17 protein-coding genes are annotated in these 17,269 nt (G+C 45.6%); 4 read left to right on the plus strand and 13 right to left on the minus strand.

Annotation, left to right across the window (positions count from 1 at the left end; translation table 11 throughout):
* Positions 1 to 78: 78 nt before the first annotated feature.
* On the plus strand, positions 79 to 819 hold the full coding sequence (gene prpE / locus AB1K83_RS02475) for a bis(5'-nucleosyl)-tetraphosphatase PrpE (protein WP_413056562.1): 741 nt from the start codon (positions 79 to 81) through the stop codon (positions 817 to 819).
* Between the two features lie 6 nt (positions 820 to 825).
* On the opposite strand, the gene AB1K83_RS02480 is transcribed toward prpE, so the two are convergent.
* Genes AB1K83_RS02480 through AB1K83_RS02495 form a run of 4 tightly spaced genes read right to left on the minus strand, consistent with a single transcriptional unit; the run spans position 826 to position 3,621 of the window.
* A complete protein-coding gene (locus AB1K83_RS02480) occupies positions 826 to 1,737 on the minus strand; it encodes an RluA family pseudouridine synthase (protein WP_413056563.1) in 912 nt (303 codons plus the stop codon).
* Positions 1,730 to 2,539, minus strand: coding sequence for an NAD kinase (locus tag AB1K83_RS02485; RefSeq protein WP_413056564.1), 810 nt, complete (start codon positions 2,537 to 2,539; stop codon positions 1,730 to 1,732). Before AB1K83_RS02485 ends, AB1K83_RS02480 begins: the two co-directional genes overlap by 8 nt.
* On the minus strand, positions 2,536 to 3,213 hold the full coding sequence (locus tag AB1K83_RS02490; RefSeq protein WP_413056565.1) for a GTP pyrophosphokinase family protein: 678 nt from the start codon (positions 3,211 to 3,213) through the stop codon (positions 2,536 to 2,538). Before AB1K83_RS02490 ends, AB1K83_RS02485 begins: the two co-directional genes overlap by 4 nt.
* A gap of 18 nt (positions 3,214 to 3,231) precedes the next feature.
* Positions 3,232 to 3,621, minus strand: coding sequence for a hypothetical protein (locus AB1K83_RS02495; protein ID WP_413056566.1), 390 nt, complete (start codon positions 3,619 to 3,621; stop codon positions 3,232 to 3,234).
* A 141-nt stretch (positions 3,622 to 3,762) separates the two neighbouring features.
* Between AB1K83_RS02495 and AB1K83_RS02500 the strand changes: the two genes are divergently transcribed.
* From AB1K83_RS02500 to AB1K83_RS02510, 3 genes are all read left to right on the plus strand, one after another.
* Entirely contained in the window at positions 3,763 to 4,461 is a 699-nt protein-coding gene (locus tag AB1K83_RS02500) for a lytic transglycosylase domain-containing protein (protein ID WP_413056567.1), read from the plus strand.
* A 168-nt stretch (positions 4,462 to 4,629) separates the two neighbouring features.
* Positions 4,630 to 5,022 (plus strand): globin, encoded by a 393-nt coding sequence (locus AB1K83_RS02505; protein ID WP_413056568.1) that lies wholly within the window; start codon positions 4,630 to 4,632, stop codon positions 5,020 to 5,022.
* Positions 5,019 to 5,831, plus strand: a complete 813-nt coding sequence (locus AB1K83_RS02510) for a DsbA family protein (RefSeq protein WP_413056569.1) — start codon at positions 5,019 to 5,021, stop codon at positions 5,829 to 5,831. Before AB1K83_RS02505 ends, AB1K83_RS02510 begins: the two co-directional genes overlap by 4 nt.
* An 814-nt stretch (positions 5,832 to 6,645) precedes the next feature.
* On the opposite strand, the gene pepF is transcribed toward AB1K83_RS02510, so the two are convergent.
* The 9 genes from pepF to opp3b form a co-directional block, all read right to left on the minus strand.
* Entirely contained in the window at positions 6,646 to 8,463 is a 1,818-nt protein-coding gene (gene pepF / locus AB1K83_RS02515; RefSeq protein WP_413056570.1) for an oligoendopeptidase F, read from the minus strand.
* Between the two features lie 41 nt (positions 8,464 to 8,504).
* Positions 8,505 to 9,647 (minus strand): competence protein CoiA, encoded by a 1,143-nt coding sequence (locus AB1K83_RS02520; protein WP_413056571.1) that lies wholly within the window; start codon positions 9,645 to 9,647, stop codon positions 8,505 to 8,507.
* Positions 9,648 to 9,932: 285 nt separating this feature from the next.
* Positions 9,933 to 10,592: an adaptor protein MecA gene (gene mecA / locus AB1K83_RS02525; RefSeq protein ID WP_413056572.1), complete on the minus strand. Its 660-nt coding sequence runs from the start codon at positions 10,590 to 10,592 to the stop codon at positions 9,933 to 9,935.
* A 257-nt stretch (positions 10,593 to 10,849) separates the two neighbouring features.
* Positions 10,850 to 11,245 carry a transcriptional regulator SpxA gene (gene spxA / locus AB1K83_RS02530; protein WP_340745664.1) on the minus strand — a complete coding sequence of 132 codons (396 nt, stop codon included), beginning with the start codon at positions 11,243 to 11,245 and terminating at the stop codon, positions 10,850 to 10,852.
* A 759-nt stretch (positions 11,246 to 12,004) separates the two neighbouring features.
* Complete coding sequence (locus AB1K83_RS02535; protein WP_413056610.1) at positions 12,005 to 13,165, minus strand: putative glycoside hydrolase; 1,161 nt, start codon at positions 13,163 to 13,165, stop codon at positions 12,005 to 12,007.
* Between the two features lie 135 nt (positions 13,166 to 13,300).
* Positions 13,301 to 14,230: an ABC transporter ATP-binding protein gene (locus tag AB1K83_RS02540; protein ID WP_413056611.1), complete on the minus strand. Its 930-nt coding sequence runs from the start codon at positions 14,228 to 14,230 to the stop codon at positions 13,301 to 13,303.
* Complete coding sequence (locus AB1K83_RS02545) at positions 14,230 to 15,294, minus strand: ABC transporter ATP-binding protein (RefSeq protein WP_413056573.1); 1,065 nt, start codon at positions 15,292 to 15,294, stop codon at positions 14,230 to 14,232. Before AB1K83_RS02545 ends, AB1K83_RS02540 begins: the two co-directional genes overlap by 1 nt.
* Before the next feature lie 13 nt (positions 15,295 to 15,307).
* Entirely contained in the window at positions 15,308 to 16,327 is a 1,020-nt protein-coding gene (opp3C, locus tag AB1K83_RS02550) for an oligopeptide ABC transporter permease (RefSeq protein WP_413056574.1), read from the minus strand.
* Complete coding sequence (gene opp3b / locus AB1K83_RS02555; RefSeq protein WP_413056575.1) at positions 16,327 to 17,256, minus strand: oligopeptide ABC transporter permease; 930 nt, start codon at positions 17,254 to 17,256, stop codon at positions 16,327 to 16,329. Before opp3b ends, opp3C begins: the two co-directional genes overlap by 1 nt.
* Between the last annotated feature and the right edge of the window lie 13 nt (positions 17,257 to 17,269).

Below are 17,269 nucleotides of genomic sequence, written 5' to 3' on the forward strand. Positions count from 1 at the left end.
CTCTCGATGCGCGGGAGTGATTGCTTTCAATAGGGGATACTATATACTTATACATAGAACAAAAAAGGGTGAGCATAAATGAAATATGACATTATAGGCGATATTCACGGTTGTTTTGACGAACTTTTGTCACTAATCGACAAACTAGGATATATTATGCAGAATAATATTCCTGTCCACCCGGATGGCCGATCGCTTGCATTTGTCGGAGATGCCATGGATCGAGGCCCGAATTCAGTAGAAACATTGTCGCTATTATTTCGAATGCAGGATGCCGGTTCACTGCATTATTCCCCGGGAAATCATTGCAATAAATTTTACCGTTTCGCTAAAGGGAATCATGTCGAGCAGATCCACGGCTTAGAAACGACAGTTGCCGAACTCGACGCACTTCCTGTCGAAAAACGTCTTGATTTTTTAAAACGTTATCGGCATTTTTATGAGGCACTGCCTCTCTATCAATTGCTGGACAATGAAAAACTTGTCATTGCCCATGCTGGAATTCGTGAAAGTATGATCGGATCTCCGGAATCAAAAAAAATCCGGGTTTTCGTTACTTATGGAGATGTTACCGGCGAGAGGCACCCTGATGGCCGACCCGTCAGACGGGACTGGGCCAAAACATATAAAGGCGCTCCATTTATCGTATACGGGCATACCCCAGTCAGACAGGCCCGTTTTTTGAACAATACTGTAAATATTGATACAGGTTGCGTTTTTGGCGGTGCCCTGACCGCCATCCGTTACCCTGAAATGGAAATAGTAGAGACGCCATCCTTACAGCCCTATATGCCTGATCGTTTTACCACATTTAACTAACAGCACTTATTCCGTGCCGATGAGTTTCATCATATCTGCGGGGATTTCACTTCGGAACATCAGCTCTTCTCCTGACAACGGATGTGTAAATCCGAGCGCCCCGCAGTGCAAGGCCTGCCGCCCGATCAAGTTACGAGTTCCCCCGTACAGGTCATCTCCTGCGAGAGGGTGGCCGAACCATTGCATGTGCACCCGGATCTGATGTGTCCTTCCCGTATGAAGTACGAGCGAAATGTAAGTGAGTTCTTCCCCGTTCATCTTATGGTTGGAAAGCACCTCAACATCTGTCCTCGCATATTTACCATCTATTCGGACAATCCTCTCAATAATGCTTCCCTCTTTTCGGCCAATCGGTTGCTGAATTGTAAACTGTCCTGGTTGAAGAGGACCCTCAACAATCGCAAAATAGTTGCGGTAGATCCCATCCACCTTAAACTGCTCGCTTAACAAGTGATGGATATGCCGATTTTTTGCAATGCAAAGCAATCCCGACGTGTCCCGGTCCAACCGCGTGACAATGTGAACCGTTGCCGGAATCCCTTCCCTTTTGAATTTTCCCGCCACCCGATTGGCGATGGAGCCTCCTGGGTGGTCCCTGGAAGGAATCGTGCTTTGGTTTGCGGGTTTATCTATGATCAGTAACGCTTCATCTTCATAAAGGATCGAAAGCGGTCCTTCTTCAGGTCGAAGCCCGTCGCTGGTCTGTTCCTCAGGAAATATTACCGTCACCTGGTCGCCGTGCGCCAATGAATGGCGGACCGTTCGCTCCGTGCCGTTCACTTGAATGGAACCGCCCCCATATTTCAATGCGGTCAGCGTTCTTTTCGATATCCCGTTGAATTGAAGGAAGTCCCTCAACAGAATATCCTTTCCTTCCACGCGATACTGAAGATGAAAACGGCGATCTGTTCTATTCATCTTTCACTTCGCTCGCCACGAATGAATCGGAGACCCGTTTCCAGAACGGGAATGGACGAAACCTGGCAAAGCGGACTTTCTCCTCCGCCACCCTGTATTCAATCGACTTCACGTCTTTATGCAGCAATTGCAAATGGTCGATCGTTAACATGAAATCGGGACCGTTTACCGGAACCAACATCAAGCTATGATGTTTCGGTAAAACGAGCGGCGATCCGACAGTCCGGAAGACCCGGTTATTGATGGATGCCATTTCCGTCAACTGGAGTGCCGGGATGGCAGGGTGTATGATTGCTCCTCCAAGCGCTTTATTGTACGCAGTAGAGCCGGAGGGAGTAGATATGCACAAGCCGTCGCCCCGGAACCGCTCAAAGTGTTCGCCGTTCAACTCCACATCCATTACGAAGGTCACTTCCGGGGACTTGACCGTTGATTCATTCAACGCCAAATACTTGGTGCTCTTTTGGTAATGTTGGTAATTGATAGTTACTTCTAGAAGCGGATAATCAGCTACTTCAAATTCCTTGCGTGCAATCGCAATGACAAGTTTTTCAATTTCAGAAGGTTTCCAATCCGCGTAGAATCCGAGATGACCCGTATGGATCCCGACGAACGACGTATCCTCTAGCCGATGGATATATTTATGGAAGGCATGTAGCAATGTTCCATCGCCGCCAATCGACAGTACAATTTCCGGCTCCTCTTCATCAAAGGTCAAGCCGAATTCCGTCAAATATTTTTTTGCTTGGGCCATTAACTCGTTTGATAATTTATCATTTCTAGATTGAATTGCGAATTTCATTCCTCCCGTCCTCCCTTCTTTTTCTTATTCGGATAGCTGCGGGTCGCCGTTTCCTTGAACGCGCTGAAATATTGTTGGGCATCCTGAATTTCGTCCCGGATCTGCGACATTTCCTCATCCAGTTGGAAAGCGGCTTCGGCAGCCCGCTCTAACCGGTGTCGAATCTCTTCGGGCATTTCGCCCTCATATTTATAATTTAGCGAATGCTCAATCGACGCCCAAAAATTCATCGATAACGTGCGGATCTGGATCTCTGCGAGAATCGTCTTCTCCCCGTGGATCGTCTGCACCGGATACTCGATGATCATATGATACGACCGATAACCGCTCGGCTTTTTTCGGGCAATATAATCCCGCTCTTCGACCACCCGAAGATCCTTCCGCTCCCGTAAGGCGCGGACAACCGTCGGGATATCATCGACAAACTGGCACATAATACGGAGACCTGCAATATCCGGTAGTTCCGAGGCAAGCTCACTCGACGGCTCGAAAGGGATCCCTTTTTCAAGCGTCTTATCATAAATGCTCGGTAGCGGCTTGACACGGCCTGTCACAAATTCAACAGGCGTGTGGACGACCTCCAGCTCATACTGGGCCCGCAGCCCTTTGAGCTTCACTTTCAACTCGGAGACCGCTTGCTTATACGGTTGTAGAAATTCTTTCCACTCTTTCAAATGGATCCCCCCATGCTCTTATTCCGCGCTCTGTAAGATCGAACCGAAAGCATGCTCGACCGCTGTGGAGAATGCCTCTCCATAGTTATCGTTACCCTCTATGTTATAGATAAGCATCATCAATTCATCTTTAAATCCGACAAGCGGAATCTTTTCACCTTGCCATGCAAGAACCGGATCGGCATCCTTTGCCAAAGCATCCACCATGGACGGCCACACTTCCTCTGGAAATCGGAGCTGTCCGTAGCCCGCATCCTGTTCGAATAAATATACGAAGGCTAGTCCGTCGGAATCCGTGATCATTTTCCCGGATGGCTCGCCTTTGGGACATTCGGATGTTTTACTCAGTTCAAAATGGATATTCCCTTCGAATTCGAATCCGTGTTCCACATTATTTTGAATAGCCACAATCTCTTCTTCCCTTCTCATGTCTTTACGTTTAGTCTACCATATGAGCGGCAGCGGTGCAGTTCGGATGATGTGTTTTTCATTCAGAATTGGTATAATAGAGGAGAAGGGTATTCATGATTGTCGAAAGGAATGAAAAGGATGGATGTACGCTCACTTCGCACGTTGATGGAAATCAATTCACTGCAATCCCTTGGTAGCGTTCAGACGTATGCGGGGCTGGCCGATTCCTCACCTGCTTTATTTCAGATGATGCTGGAGGATATGATCCATACCACTTCCATGGCGGAATCCTTGTCTTCCGTATCGGCAACGGCACTCGAAACGGCAGCTGCTTCAGAGCCGCTGCATTATGGTGGAATGAACCATGTTTTCATTCCCGACTCTTTACTGTCTGTACAAGCTATTAATATACCGAATGCCGTCCCAGCCACAAGCCAAACTAAGGTGAGCGGAGGACTTTATGCTGATATCATAAAGCAAGCGGCAGAGAAATATAATATACCGGAAAAGCTAATTGCATCGGTTATTCGGCAAGAATCCAATTTTAACAATGAAGTCGTAAGTCGATCCGGTGCCCAAGGGTTGATGCAGCTTATGCCAGGCACTGCAAGATTTCTTGGTGTTACCAATAGTTTTGACCCGGTCCAGAATATTATGGGAGGGTCAAAGTATCTCCGGCAAATGTTAGATAAATTTGGAGGGAATGTCGAGCTTGCCCTCGCCGCTTATAATGCAGGTCCGGGAAATGTGAAAAAGCATGGTGGGATACCTCCTTTCAAGGAAACCCAACAATATGTCAGAAAAGTGCTCGGCTATTATAATGGAGTTTCGGTTTAATTTGCGCTGCGCCAATAGAGTTGGGGACGGCACCAATGGGTAGTTGAAGTGGACAGGAGTTCCTTGTCACGCTTGCTTTCCCCCTGTGTGCATAAGCTGTTTTATTTGTGTAAGATCTGCGGGATTGATAGAATGTCAATACAGTCAGAGCAAAGGAGATTGACATATATGACTCGAAAACCTTTGATCCCTTATGAGGAGATCGGTGCTGAGAAGTTGTCGGACCTAATCGATAGATTTTATGATAAAGTTGCAAAGCACCCGGACTTGTACCCGATTTTCCCGGATGACCTGACGGAAACAGCACGGAAACAAAAACAATTTCAAACCCAATATTTAGGTGGGCCTAATTTATATACGGAAGAACACGGCCATCCGATGATGAAAGCACGCCATATGCCTTTCCCCATCACGCCGGTGCAGGCGGAAGCATGGCTTTCATGTATGGCAGAAGCGATGGATGAAGTGGGACTAGAAGGACCGTTACGGGAAATGTACTACAAGCGCCTCGTGATGACTGCAAACCATATGGTCAATCGAATTGGGGAGGATCGTCCGTGAATCGGCGAGTCCTCTTAGATAATCCAATTAGCCCGTCCCCGTCGACACGGCCGATTGAATTGTACGTTTTCATTGATCCACTATGTAACGATTGTTGGTCATTGCAGCCGATTTTACGTAAACTGCAAATCGAATATGAGCGCTATTTCACACTTCGGATTGCTCTGCGAACATCCATGCCGGCAATGAATATGAAATGTCTTGAAGACAATGCGGATCCGAAAGCATGTGGTAAACTACATCCCACTTTTCCAAGCATTGCTGTTAAAGCCGCCGAGTTTCAAGGAAAGCGGGCTGGATTCCGGTTCCTATCCAAAATGTTGGAATATTCATTTTTAAAATCCCGAAATGTCACATCATTTTCGGTTCTCGTTGAAATTGCAGAAAAGGTCAATCTAGATGTAGATGAGTTTATCCGCGATTTTTCATCAAAAAATGTGTTACGGGCCATGCAAGTGGACTTATATTTAGCAAGGGAAATGGATGTCGAGACAGCCCCCACTTTTGTTTTTTTCAATGAAAACATCGAAGACGAAGGGCTGAAGGTGAGCGGGCTATACACTTTTGCCGTATACGAACAGATTCTCGGGGAACTTCTTGGAGAACCCCTGGCACCCGACCTACCACCGTCACTCGACGATCTGTTCCACCGCTTCGACACCCTAACAACAGAAGAAATTGCAAACATCTACCGGATTTCCGAAAAATCCGCGGAACGCGAACTCAAAAAACGCCTACTGCAACAACACGTGGAACGTCTTCTCGTCCAAGACACCACCCTGTGGCGTAAAAAACAACCATCTTCATAAATTATAAAAGCCTCACGACCGGAGTATCTCCGGCGTGAGGCTTTTTGGTTGGTTCGAGATTGAGCCACGACAGTTTCGGCGATTGCCCTTACAGTTGCCCGAATTGCCATGACAGTTTGCCTGGGACATGACAGTTTTACGACGAGCCATGACAGTTTCGGCGATTGCCCTTACAGTTGTCCGAATTGCCATGACAGTTTGACCGGGACATGACAGTTTCGGCGATTGCCCTTACAGTTGCATGAATTGCCATGACAGTTTGCCCGGGGCATGACAGTTTCATGACGCCCCATGACAGTTTCGGCGATTGCCCTTACAGTTACCCGAATTGCCATGAGAGTTTGCCCGGGGCATGACAGTTTCTAGCCGCGCCATGACAGTTCCATGGATTGCCCTTACAGTTGCCCCATTTGCCATGACAGTTCCGCTAGGCCATTAGAGTTCCCGGCTGTGCCATGACAGTTCCTCGAATTGCCTCCGAATCGCCATGACAGTTTGCCCGTGACAGGAAATGCCCCAGTTCCCCATCGGAGCACGGCCCTATCCCAGACAAACGAAAAGAGCATCCACTCCTGGGGGGAAGTGGATGCTCTTTTACAAAGGGAATGGGAGAAATGTTCACGTTCAAACAAAAGGGGTGTATGTTTGGGATTGTGATTTATTTCACGTCTTTAATTTATCATAAAATAATAGTAACGACAACATTTCACAATGAAGTTCACAAAATCGTCACATTTGATGAGCGATTTCCGTTCACATTCTATTCACAAGTAAATCCCTCTATCCAGTCAAAGGATAAAGGGATTGCTCGATTTCATTTCAGCAACAGGGCTTCCAACTCGTTTAACTTTTCTTCAAAGACCCGGCATGCTTCTTCGATTGGAGCGGCGCTCGTCATGTCGACGCCGGCCTTTTTCAAGACTTCAATCGGATAATCCGAGGATCCGGCTTTCAGGAAATTGTTGATATACCGCTCGACTGCGGGCTCCCCTTCTGTCAGAATCTGATGGCTCAGAGCAACTGCTGCGCTATAGCCTGTCGCATATTGATAAACGTAGTAATTATAATAGAAGTGAGGGATCCGCGCCCATTCCAAACCGATCTCTTCATCGATGACAAGATCTTCTCCAAAGTATTTTTTGTTTAACGCGTAGTACTCTTCCGTTAGTTTTTCGGCTGTCAACGCGACGCCTTGCTGGTCCAATTGGTGGATCAAATGCTCGAACTCGGCAAACATCGTCTGGCGGAACACGGTGCCCCGGAACCCATCGAGCCAGTAATTCAGCAAGTAGATCCGTTTCTGTTCATCTTCCGTCGTCTTTAGCAAATAGTCATTCAAGATTGCCTCATTCACCGTAGAAGCCACTTCTGCAACGAAGATTGAATAGCCGCTATAAATGAATGGCTGGTATTTTCGTGAATAATAGCTGTGGACGCTATGCCCGAATTCATGGGCCAATGTGAACAAGTTGTTGATATTATCTTGCCAATTCATCAGGATATAAGGATTTGTGCCAAATGAGCCCGAGGAATAGGCACCCGATCGCTTCCCTTTATTCTCCCGGACATCGACCCACCGGTTTTCCAATCCTTCTTTGACAATCGATACATAATCATCACCAAGCGGCTGGAAGCTTTTCAACATCGTCTCTTCTGCTTCCGAGTAGCTGATTTTCGTGTTAGCTTCTTTAATGAGAGGTGCATATAGATCCCACATATGGAGTTCGTCGAGGCCATACACTTTTTTACGAAGTGCTACATAACGCTGTAGCAGGTGGACATTTTTATTGATGGTTGAAACTAAGTTTTCATATACCGTTTCGGGAATATGATTATTCGACATTGCCGCTTCACGGGCGGATCCATAGTTCCGGATTTGCGCATTGACGTTGTGGTTTTTAATATTTCCAGATAATGTTGAAGCAAATGTATTTTGAAATTCTCCATACTTCGAAAACATTGCTTTGAACGCTTCTTCTCTGACGCTCCGGTCATCACTTTCCAAAAATCGGATATAGCGCCCATGAGAGAGCTCTACTTTTTCACCGGACTCGTCTTTTACCAGCGGAAACGTCAGATCGGCGTTGTTCAACATATTGAAAGTTTCAGATGGATTACCAGTCACTTCAGCCAATTGGGCGAGAAGTGCTTCCTGCTCTGCTGGCAAGACATGCGGCCGCTGTGTGTTGACTTCTCTGAATTCTTGTTTATACAATTGAAGGCCTTTATGGGATTCCACCAATCGATTCAACTCTTCTTCATCAATCGCAAGAAGTTCCGGCAAGAAAAAGGAGAGTGCTGTGGATACTTTGACATATAATGTTTTGGCCCGGCTGTCCATCGCTTGATAAAAGCTGTTCGTCGTATCTTGATCTGCTTTTAAATGAGCATATGTGTAAAGCCTACGAAGCTTCTCAGATAACTTATCGCGGTATGTCAAGGCATCATAAAGGGCGTCTGCTCCGTTACGGAGCGTTCCTTTATAGGAGTCCGCCTTCTTTGCAAATTCTTCAATCACCTTATATTCCTTTTCCCAAGCCTCATCCGTTTCAAAAATATCCTCGAGGCGCCATGTTTCTTCCGTCTTGATTTCCTCCCGTGTCAACACTTTATTTTTTGATTCACTACCCATTAATAGTCCTCCATTCCAAGCAAAGAGTAGACTTCATTTTCTCAATATTCGCTTGGTATTGCAAGGAATCTTCCTGCTAAAACCTTGATTAGACAGCTTTCGAGGAGGTTGTCCCGATTCTTTCGAATATCGACATGTGATTTGATTAAAAAATCTCGATAGGCGAGACAAGCTTTCTCCAAATTCTCTCGATTTCCGTCATATCGATTGAGAAACTTTTTTATATGAGATTTGGACAACTGGTCAATCTGCAACTCTCTCTTACGTGCAAAATAAATGAAAGCGGCTTGCCATTCGCAATCATGCTCACGAAAAGCTTCCGAATTACGGGTAGGGACTCCGATCCATGTCGGCAATTCGGAAGGAATGATTCGCATTTCATAGCATTTTCGCAAAAAGGGATCTCTTAGCCCTTTCCGATTTCTCCATATACTTGTTTTCAAAAAGGTAGAGCGGGCCGTCTGATATAACACGTAATAGTACTGTATTTCTTCTTCGGTTGGCACCTTAGGACGTGCAAGCGGAACGCTTTGTCGGCAACTAGGCAACTTTCGGTGGTTGCCGATATATCGTCTTCCGGCAATATGGAGAAGACTACTGAAATAATGGAAACAATCTGATTGAGGATGGTAGGTGATTAACATAGATCCTTCAGGGGGATGGGAGGTGAAGAATTGTTCCTGAAATCGGGAAAATTGAAAGATGCCGATTCCTTGTGGCTGCTGTCTAGACTTGTCCGGTGTGTGCAGTAGCCAAAACGGGGCTATGCCAGCTCGTTGATAACCAGCTGTCCTATCATTCATCCGGAGGGCAGAAATGGGACTGCATTGGAATTCAATCGCAATTTGCTTAGAATCAAGGGTAACAAGCAGATCAGGCCGCTGGGAAATCCGTTCGACAAACGGTTCCAGTTCAACCCGTTCCGCGTGTTTTTGCAAGAAAGTGAACAGGTGTTGCTTTCCGAGTAAATGCTCAAAGGACTCTCCTTCCGAAAAAGCATTGGAACAGGATGTGTCATGTAGATGGGCAAAATGGGGAATGACGATATCTCCCACTTTTAGTTGAACGGGATTTTCACACTGGGGACAATAAAATAGACTAGTCGTTCTAGACTTTCGTAACATATCCTTCTCCATCGAAGGCAAAAGAACAACCAAATTACCATTCTGGTCAAGGGCAGTCAAAATAGGCAACACTCCTTTCTTTTCATTTTACAAATTTTCAGTCATATATGCAACTGCAAAAATAAAAAACAGCCACTTCGCAGCAGCTGTTTTATCTTTATTCAGCAAATCCCAAACTCTTAGGGTAATGGGATTAATGTGGTTTAATTCCCTATTCAGCGGGTGTTCAAATGCCCGCTGAATAAAGATAAAGCCTCCGGCAGATGTCACAGATTTTGAAAGGAGTCAATCGAGCAAGCTCGATTCAAAATCTGGACGCAATTACGCCGAGGCGTAATTGATACATTATGAAAAATATTTCTCAATCGTTTGAAAAACATCAGATTCAATAATGGGAGTGCCGTATTCTTGGAGTCGATGGATGGTGACGTTCGATATATGACCGAACTCGGAGATGACGCTTAATAAATCTGTCTTTCGAAAGTCTTGAATGGCATCTGGGTCGTAGGTTAGATACAAGTAATATTTATCTTCAAACGAATATAACGCAGTTCTGGCCTTCTCATACCCTGACATGCGGCTAGCAAGTTGAATCAACTCTTCGAATTCATTAAAGACAAACATATTATCTATCCAATCAAATCCGTTTTCCTCTTCCTCATTCTCCAGGTCCGTTATTTCATCAAACACTTCACCATCGGATTGAAACATCTTACGAGGGTCATCCATATCAAATGGGGATTCCAATTGTTGCCCATCCGCAGGCATTTGGGCCCGAGTCACGGTCACTTCGATGCCGCCGCTCATGGCGTGGACTTGGATCCATAAAGGCCCTTCGATTTCAAAGTCGCCTTCATCGTTGATTTCGTCCATCATTTCCCAAAATAATTCCTCGCTTTTATCACGGTTATACCATACTTCTTCACGGGTGAACCCGCGCTCTTCAATGTCGATATATGATAGGAAAAACTTGACAGTATTTTCATTGATGCGTTCTATTTCCATCCCTTTTCTCTCCCTTCCTCCGGAACCAGTCCGAACTAGTCCCTCTATAATGTGTAGAGCACCTGCAATGCTTAGTACTAGTATATGAACGTCCGTCACAATATGAAAGGATTCCGTCACGGCAAGAACATTATAATTTTGATAATACTAGCATTGTAGATAACATCCGCCGGGAAAGCAAGGAAAATCGAAAATGCTGATAGGCATACGGCATTTTTCAATGTCATTCCCATCAGCTTTTTGGATAGTATGTTTAGTTAATTGACCATGCGCCGTGCTTCTTGCAGCTGATAGGCCCTCACTTTTCTCGGTAGGAATCGACGGATTTCATCTTCATTGTACCCTACCTGCAATCTCTTTTCATCTAGAATGATTGGTCTTCTGAGAAGCCCTGGATGTTCTTGGATCAGTTCATACAACCGTTGGAGTGGAAGGCTCTCTACGTCGATGTTCAACTTTTGGAAGATTTTCGAGCGAGTTGAAATGATTTCGTCTGTTCCGTCTTCCGTCATTCGAAGGATCTCTTTTATTTCGTCGATATTTAATGGCTCTGAAAATATATTGCGCTCTGTATATGGAATTTCATGTTCCTCTAACCATGCTTTTGCTTTTCTGCATGACGTACAGCTTGGCGATGTGAATAATGTAACCATCATACATTGACACTTCCTTTCAGTCGGCTTATTAGATATTTAAATTGATGTTTAAATTAGAATGATTGTAAAAAGAATAGTTCTACACCTATTATACACGTTATTGACACCAATGAATACACTTTTCCTGAAAAAATTAGAGGTATCTTCACAATTCCGCAACAGTAATGACTTTCTACGTAATTCTTCGTTCTAATTCAGAGGCTCTTATCTGTTATACCCGATAAGATATTTTTTTAAACATCCTCTTGTCAAATATTTTGCTTTCTCAATTAGATTTATATTAATGAAAAAAGAAATATTATCCTTTGCTACTATATAGTACGTATGGAGAGGCAAAAAGGTTTCATTGGAAATGTCAACGAAAATGTCAATAATCGTTATCCGACATAGTATACCCACCTTTGTTATTTTATATTCAAACTGTGAAAATTGTGCGGAGTTCCGAACAAATAGATGATAAAAGGACAACACCTTATTTTTCATACAAAAAGGAGCTGTCCTTTTAGCTGGAAAGCCCCTTTTTATGGTGCGGAGGTGCGCTTCAGTTATGGGCGGTTGTTTTAGGATATGAGCGGTTCTTTGCCGCTATAAGCGATTGTCGGGAAATATAAGCGCCAACCTAGACTTATGCGCGGTTCTCCTAAAATATAAGCACCAATCCAGTTTTATAAACGCCAGTGGGAAGTTATGAGCGCAGCGGTCTCATGCGAAAAGGACTGCCTATCCTAGACAGCCCCTTGCCTTTTCTACTATTCATTATGGAGTATAATTGACACCTTCCGTATAACGATTGCCTGCGTTCCATAGAAGGAACTCATCGATGCCATTTTCTTTCAACGCTTTGATCTGCGCTTCGACTTCCGCTTTCCCGTATCGTTTATAATTGCCCGACCCTAGCCAGGATGCCGTAAAATCTTGAAGCCATGGACGGGATATTGGGGGAGCCTCCAGTTTCGATAGCACTTGGTTCTCCACTTTGGCATATTCGGCCACAAGCCGATAAGGCTCCAAATCCGGTTTTGAAATACCGAAGTAAGAAGTCCAGTGACTTGGATAAATCATTGATGAAATGACATCGACATTTTCGGATATCTTGGAAAAGTTCTGTCCGATTCCCGGTGCTTCGGGCAACGTGGCCGCATAGCCGAAAATATCGACAGAAACGTCGACGTCATAGGGTTGCAACTGTTCTCTCGCATAAGCAACAAAATCGGTCACAGCTTCCACCCGACGCTGCACCGGATCCAATTCGGATTCTGTGTATTCGCCCATTTCGTATTTCAGCGTTTCATGCCGTTTCTCAAATCCTTCCGGGAAACGCACGTAATCGAATTGGATTTCCTGGAATCCCATCTCGGCCGCCTCTTTCGCAATGGCGACATTATGATCCCATACTTCTTTCAGATACGGATTCACAAAGGACTCGCCCCTTCCATTCTTCCAGACTTCCCCTCCATCTGTAAATGAAAGTTCGGGACGCTTCTGGGCAAGAACGCTATCTTTGAAAACAACGACCCGGGCAATCGGGTAAATCTTCTTCCCTTCCAATGTTTTCAATAGAGAATGAGGATCTTTTATATACGGTTGCCCGATATCCAAAGCGGCCAGTTCGGAATCTTGCCCCGGTATATAGGTGATATATCCATGATCATCTTTGATGTCGATGACCATTGAATTTAAATCGGTTTTGTCAATCAAATTCACCAACTGGTCAAACCGCTCTCCGCCCGCAGAATGACCGGTCACATAAACACCGCGGACTGCATCGGGATAGTCGAATGTCAGACCTGACTGAAACCGGAACAGTTCCGAGGAAGCAATCACAGCTTCATCGATTGTTGTAAATCCATATGTACGTTCCGCAAACTCTCGGAAACTTCCATCTTCCTCCGCGGCAGTAGAAATTGCATTCCCCATAGCTATCACTAGGCATACTCCTAGTATCCACACCCATCTTTTCATGCATACACACTCCCTTTTTGCCATCGTACCAGAATTGTATGAAAAATACAGAAAGATCGGTTTCACCTTTGAGAACCCGATCCTCCTACATTATTGTTTAGCTACTAATTCCCGGTACTCCCGTTCCGAACAGAGGACGTAATGGCCTGGTGCCACTTCCCGCATGGTCACCTCCTCCCCCTCCTTGTACTGATGGACGGAAGGGTCATATGTTTTCCTTACCCGCGTCCGCTCATACTCCGGATCCGGCAAGGGAATCGCAGAGAGCAACGATTGGGTATACGGGTGCTTTGGCGATGTATAGATATCGTCGGCTGGTCCCAACTCGACCAATTTTCCGAAATACATGACCCCGATCCGATCTGAAATATATTTCACCATCGACAGATCATGGGCGATGAACAGATAGGTTAACCCGTTCTTCTCTTGCAGTTCCTTCAATAAATTCACGACTTGAGCCTGGATGGACACATCGAGTGCAGATATTGGTTCGTCCGCGATGATGAATTCCGGTTCCACCGCAAGCGCGCGTGCTATTCCAAGACGTTGGCGCTGCCCTCCGGAAAATTCATGCGGATACCGATTGGCATGCTCCCGATTCAAGCCTACCGTTTCTAACAGTTCATACACCCGCTGCGTCCGTTCTTTTGAACTTTTGGCCAAGCCGTGGATATCCAGTCCTTCCGCGATGATATCAAGCACTTTCATTCTCGGATTCAGTGAAGCGTACGGGTCTTGGAAAATCATCTGCATTTTCCGGTTGAAAGTTTTCAATTCCTTTTTCGACTTTTTGGCATGGACATTTACGCCATCATAGATGACTTCCCCTCCAGTCGCTTCGTACAGGCGGATGATGGTACGGCCAGTCGTTGATTTTCCACAACCCGATTCACCCACTAAGCCGAGTGTCTCTCCCCGATAAATATCAAAGGAAATATCATCCACTGCACGCACTTCATTTTTTTTGCCTTCATTAAAGTACTGTTTTAAATGCTTGATTTCCAGTAATTTTTCGGTCATCATCTTGCACCTCCTGCTTTCCCTTCATAATATCGACTGCCCGGAAATACTTTCATCCGTTCCACAATGGGAGCTGGAGGTTCTACAGGTGGCGCATCGGGATGAAGCAGCCAAGTGGCAGCATAATGGGTGTCACTCACTTTAAAGAGCGGCGGCCTCTTCTCCAGATCGATTTTCAACGCATACTCGCTTCGAAGGGCAAAGGCATCCCCCCTTGGCGGGTCCAATAAATCCGGAGGCGAGCCGGGGATGGCATATAATTGTTCCTCGTCCGTATCCAAGGACGGCATCGAACTGAGCAAGCCCCATGTGTACGGATGTTGCGGATTATAGAAAATTTCATCGACCGTTCCGACTTCCACAATCTGCCCTCCATACATAACAGCGACGCGGTCCGCCACATTGGCGACCACCCCAAGGTCATGTGTGATGAAAATGATCGCTGTCTCAATCTGTTTCTGTAACTTTTTCATGAGTTCTAAAATTTGCGCTTGAATGGTGACGTCCAACGCAGTTGTCGGTTCATCCGCAATGAGGAGTTTCGGATTGCAAGCCAGCGCAACCGCAATAACAATCCGTTGGCGCTGCCCACCAGAAAATTGGTGAGGGTATTGCTTCATCCTCATCTCCGGTTGAGGCATACCGACAAGTCCAAGCAATTCAATCGACTTTTGCCAAGCTTCTTTTTTGCTAAGCTTTTGGTGCTTCAATAAGGGCTCCATAATTTGCTTGCCAATGGTCATCGTCGGATTGAGCGAGGTCATCGGGTCCTGAAAGATCATCGAGATATCCTTCCCGCGCACTTTCTGCATCTCCTTCTCGGAAATAGACAGCAAGTCCCTTCCACCGAATAGGATCTCTCCATTTTTATACTCTGTACTGGAATTCGGCAGAAGCCGCATGATCGCTTTGCTCGTCACGGATTTACCCGAACCGGATTCTCCCACGATGGCAAGCGTCTCTCCTTTGAACACTTCGAAATCGACACCCCGGATCGCTTTCACTTCACCCGCAAATGTATGGAAGGAAAGCTCCAAGTTCCGCACCTCTACTATTTTCTCCATTTCGCTTTCCCCCTTAGTCTTTCATTTTCGGATCAAGTGCATCCCGCAATCCGTCTCCGATCAAGTTGAAGGCGATCATGAGGACACTTAGCACAATAGCCGGAAAGAACAGCATATGCGGCTGGTATTCCAAAAATCTATATCCATCATTGATCAATGTGCCAAGGGATGCTTTCGGTGCCTGAAGTCCAAGTCCGATGAAGCTTAGGAATGCTTCGAAGAAAATCGCCGTCGGAATGGTGAACATCATATTGATGACGACAATCGCCATGATATTTGGCAATAAATGCCTCTTGATGATCCGTCCATCACTAGCACCTAGCGTTTTTGCCGCTAAGACAAATTCCTGGTTCTTAAATTTCAACACTTGCCCACGGACAATCCTTGACATGCCAATCCATCCGGTTATGGAAATCGCAATGATGATCGACCAAATTCCGGGCTCCATGACCATAATCATTAAAATGACAATAACGAGAGTCGGGATCCCAATCAATATTTCTACAATCCGCTGCATGATATCATCGACACGGCCTCCATAATAACCGGAAATGCCGCCATAGATGACACCGATCAACATATCAATCACTGCCGCAACAAAAGCGATATATAGTGAGATTTGCGTCCCTTTCCATAATCGACTGAACAGATCACGGCCCAAGCTGTCCGTTCCGAACCAGTAATACTCCTCGACTTTTTTTACTTCATATAAATTAACAGTTTTAGAACCGAGCTTTCCTTCACCATTAAAGATACCGAGATCCTCCAGACCTGGAATCTTCGGAGGCAGGTTGGCATGGGTGACCCGTACATTTTCAGGGTCATGCTCCACCATATAAGGCCCGGCAAACGCCATGATGATGAGGAATAACAAAACAAACGCGCTAACAATAGCAGCTTTGTTTTTGCGGATCCGCAACCAGGCGTCTTGCCAAAAACTGAGACTCGGCTTGGAAATTTTCTCTGCTTGTGCGCTATCCACCACAACTTGTTCAAATGCATCTTTCGGCAAGCCTTCCATATGATGCGTCATTACTTAGCACCTCCCGACAACCGGATACGCGGATCAATAATTCCATACAAAATATCCACGATCAGGATGATAACTATCAGGAACACCGAGAAGAAAAGTGTCGTCCCCATAATGACAGCATAATCATTCGAACTGATCGATTTGACGAATTGCTCCCCGATTCCCGGAATGGCGAAAATCTGTTCTACGACGAGAGAACCTGTCAATAAGCTGGCGGCCACTGGGCCTAGCACGGTGATGAGTGGGATGAGTGCATTGCGGAACGCATGCTTGAATGCGATTTCATACCAACTCGCCCCTTTTGCTTTCGCCAACAAGATATAGTCCGAACTCAACACTTCAATCATTTCCGTTCGGATGAATCGGGCCGCCATCGCAATCGGTGTCATCGCCAGCGCAAGAGATGGCAGCACACTCGATTTCCACCCTTTCCAAAGACCGACATCAAACCATTGCCAATGAACGGCAAACGCATATTGCAATAAGGCGGCGAAAACGAAAGACGGAATGGATACTCCTAGAATCGCTATCACCGTACTTCCGTAATCCCATATCGTATTTTGTTTCAAAGCCGCAATCATCCCGAGGATAATTCCGACCAATGTACCGAAAATAAGCGCTTGCGAACCAAGTATCATGGAATACTTCAACTTCTTAATAATCAATGCCATAACATCGGCATTTTTATATTGGAATGAAACCCCAAAATCCCCTTTTGCCAAATTCCCCATATACCTGACATATTGCACGGGCAACGGATCATTCAATCCATATTTTTCATAGACGACTGCCCTTTGTTCGGCTGATAGTTTTTCAGCGGAAGCTAATGGGGAACCGGGCAGCATTTTCATTAATATGAAAGTGAAAGTCGCAATCAAGAAGAGAGAAAGGAACATATACACGACACGTTTCGCAATATATTTCGCCATCTTTGCACCCCCT

Origin of the sequence: Sporosarcina sp. 179-K 3D1 HS, assembly GCF_047228905.1 — a bacterium.
In the GTDB taxonomy this organism is placed as follows: domain Bacteria; phylum Bacillota; class Bacilli; order Bacillales_A; family Planococcaceae; genus Sporosarcina.

Coding starts and splice junctions, on each gene's coding strand:
- prpE (WP_413056562.1), top strand. CDS start 79: ATGAAATATGACATTATAGGCGATATTCACGGTTGTTTTGACGAACTT.
- AB1K83_RS02480 (WP_413056563.1), bottom strand. CDS start 1,737: ATGAATAGAACAGATCGCCGTTTTCATCTTCAGTATCGCGTGGAAGGA.
- AB1K83_RS02485 (WP_413056564.1), bottom strand. CDS start 2,539: ATGAAATTCGCAATTCAATCTAGAAATGATAAATTATCAAACGAGTTA.
- AB1K83_RS02500 (WP_413056567.1), top strand. CDS start 3,763: ATGGATGTACGCTCACTTCGCACGTTGATGGAAATCAATTCACTGCAA.
- AB1K83_RS02505 (WP_413056568.1), top strand. CDS start 4,630: ATGACTCGAAAACCTTTGATCCCTTATGAGGAGATCGGTGCTGAGAAG.
- pepF (WP_413056570.1), bottom strand. CDS start 8,463: ATGGGTAGTGAATCAAAAAATAAAGTGTTGACACGGGAGGAAATCAAG.
- mecA (WP_413056572.1), bottom strand. CDS start 10,592: ATGGAAATAGAACGCATCAATGAAAATACTGTCAAGTTTTTCCTATCA.
- spxA (WP_340745664.1), bottom strand. CDS start 11,245: ATGGTTACATTATTCACATCGCCAAGCTGTACGTCATGCAGAAAAGCA.
- AB1K83_RS02535 (WP_413056610.1), bottom strand. CDS start 13,165: ATGGGGAATGCAATTTCTACTGCCGCGGAGGAAGATGGAAGTTTCCGA.
- AB1K83_RS02540 (WP_413056611.1), bottom strand. CDS start 14,230: ATGACCGAAAAATTACTGGAAATCAAGCATTTAAAACAGTACTTTAAT.
- AB1K83_RS02545 (WP_413056573.1), bottom strand. CDS start 15,294: ATGGAGAAAATAGTAGAGGTGCGGAACTTGGAGCTTTCCTTCCATACA.
- opp3C (WP_413056574.1), bottom strand. CDS start 16,327: ATGACGCATCATATGGAAGGCTTGCCGAAAGATGCATTTGAACAAGTT.
- opp3b (WP_413056575.1), bottom strand. CDS start 17,256: ATGGCGAAATATATTGCGAAACGTGTCGTGTATATGTTCCTTTCTCTC.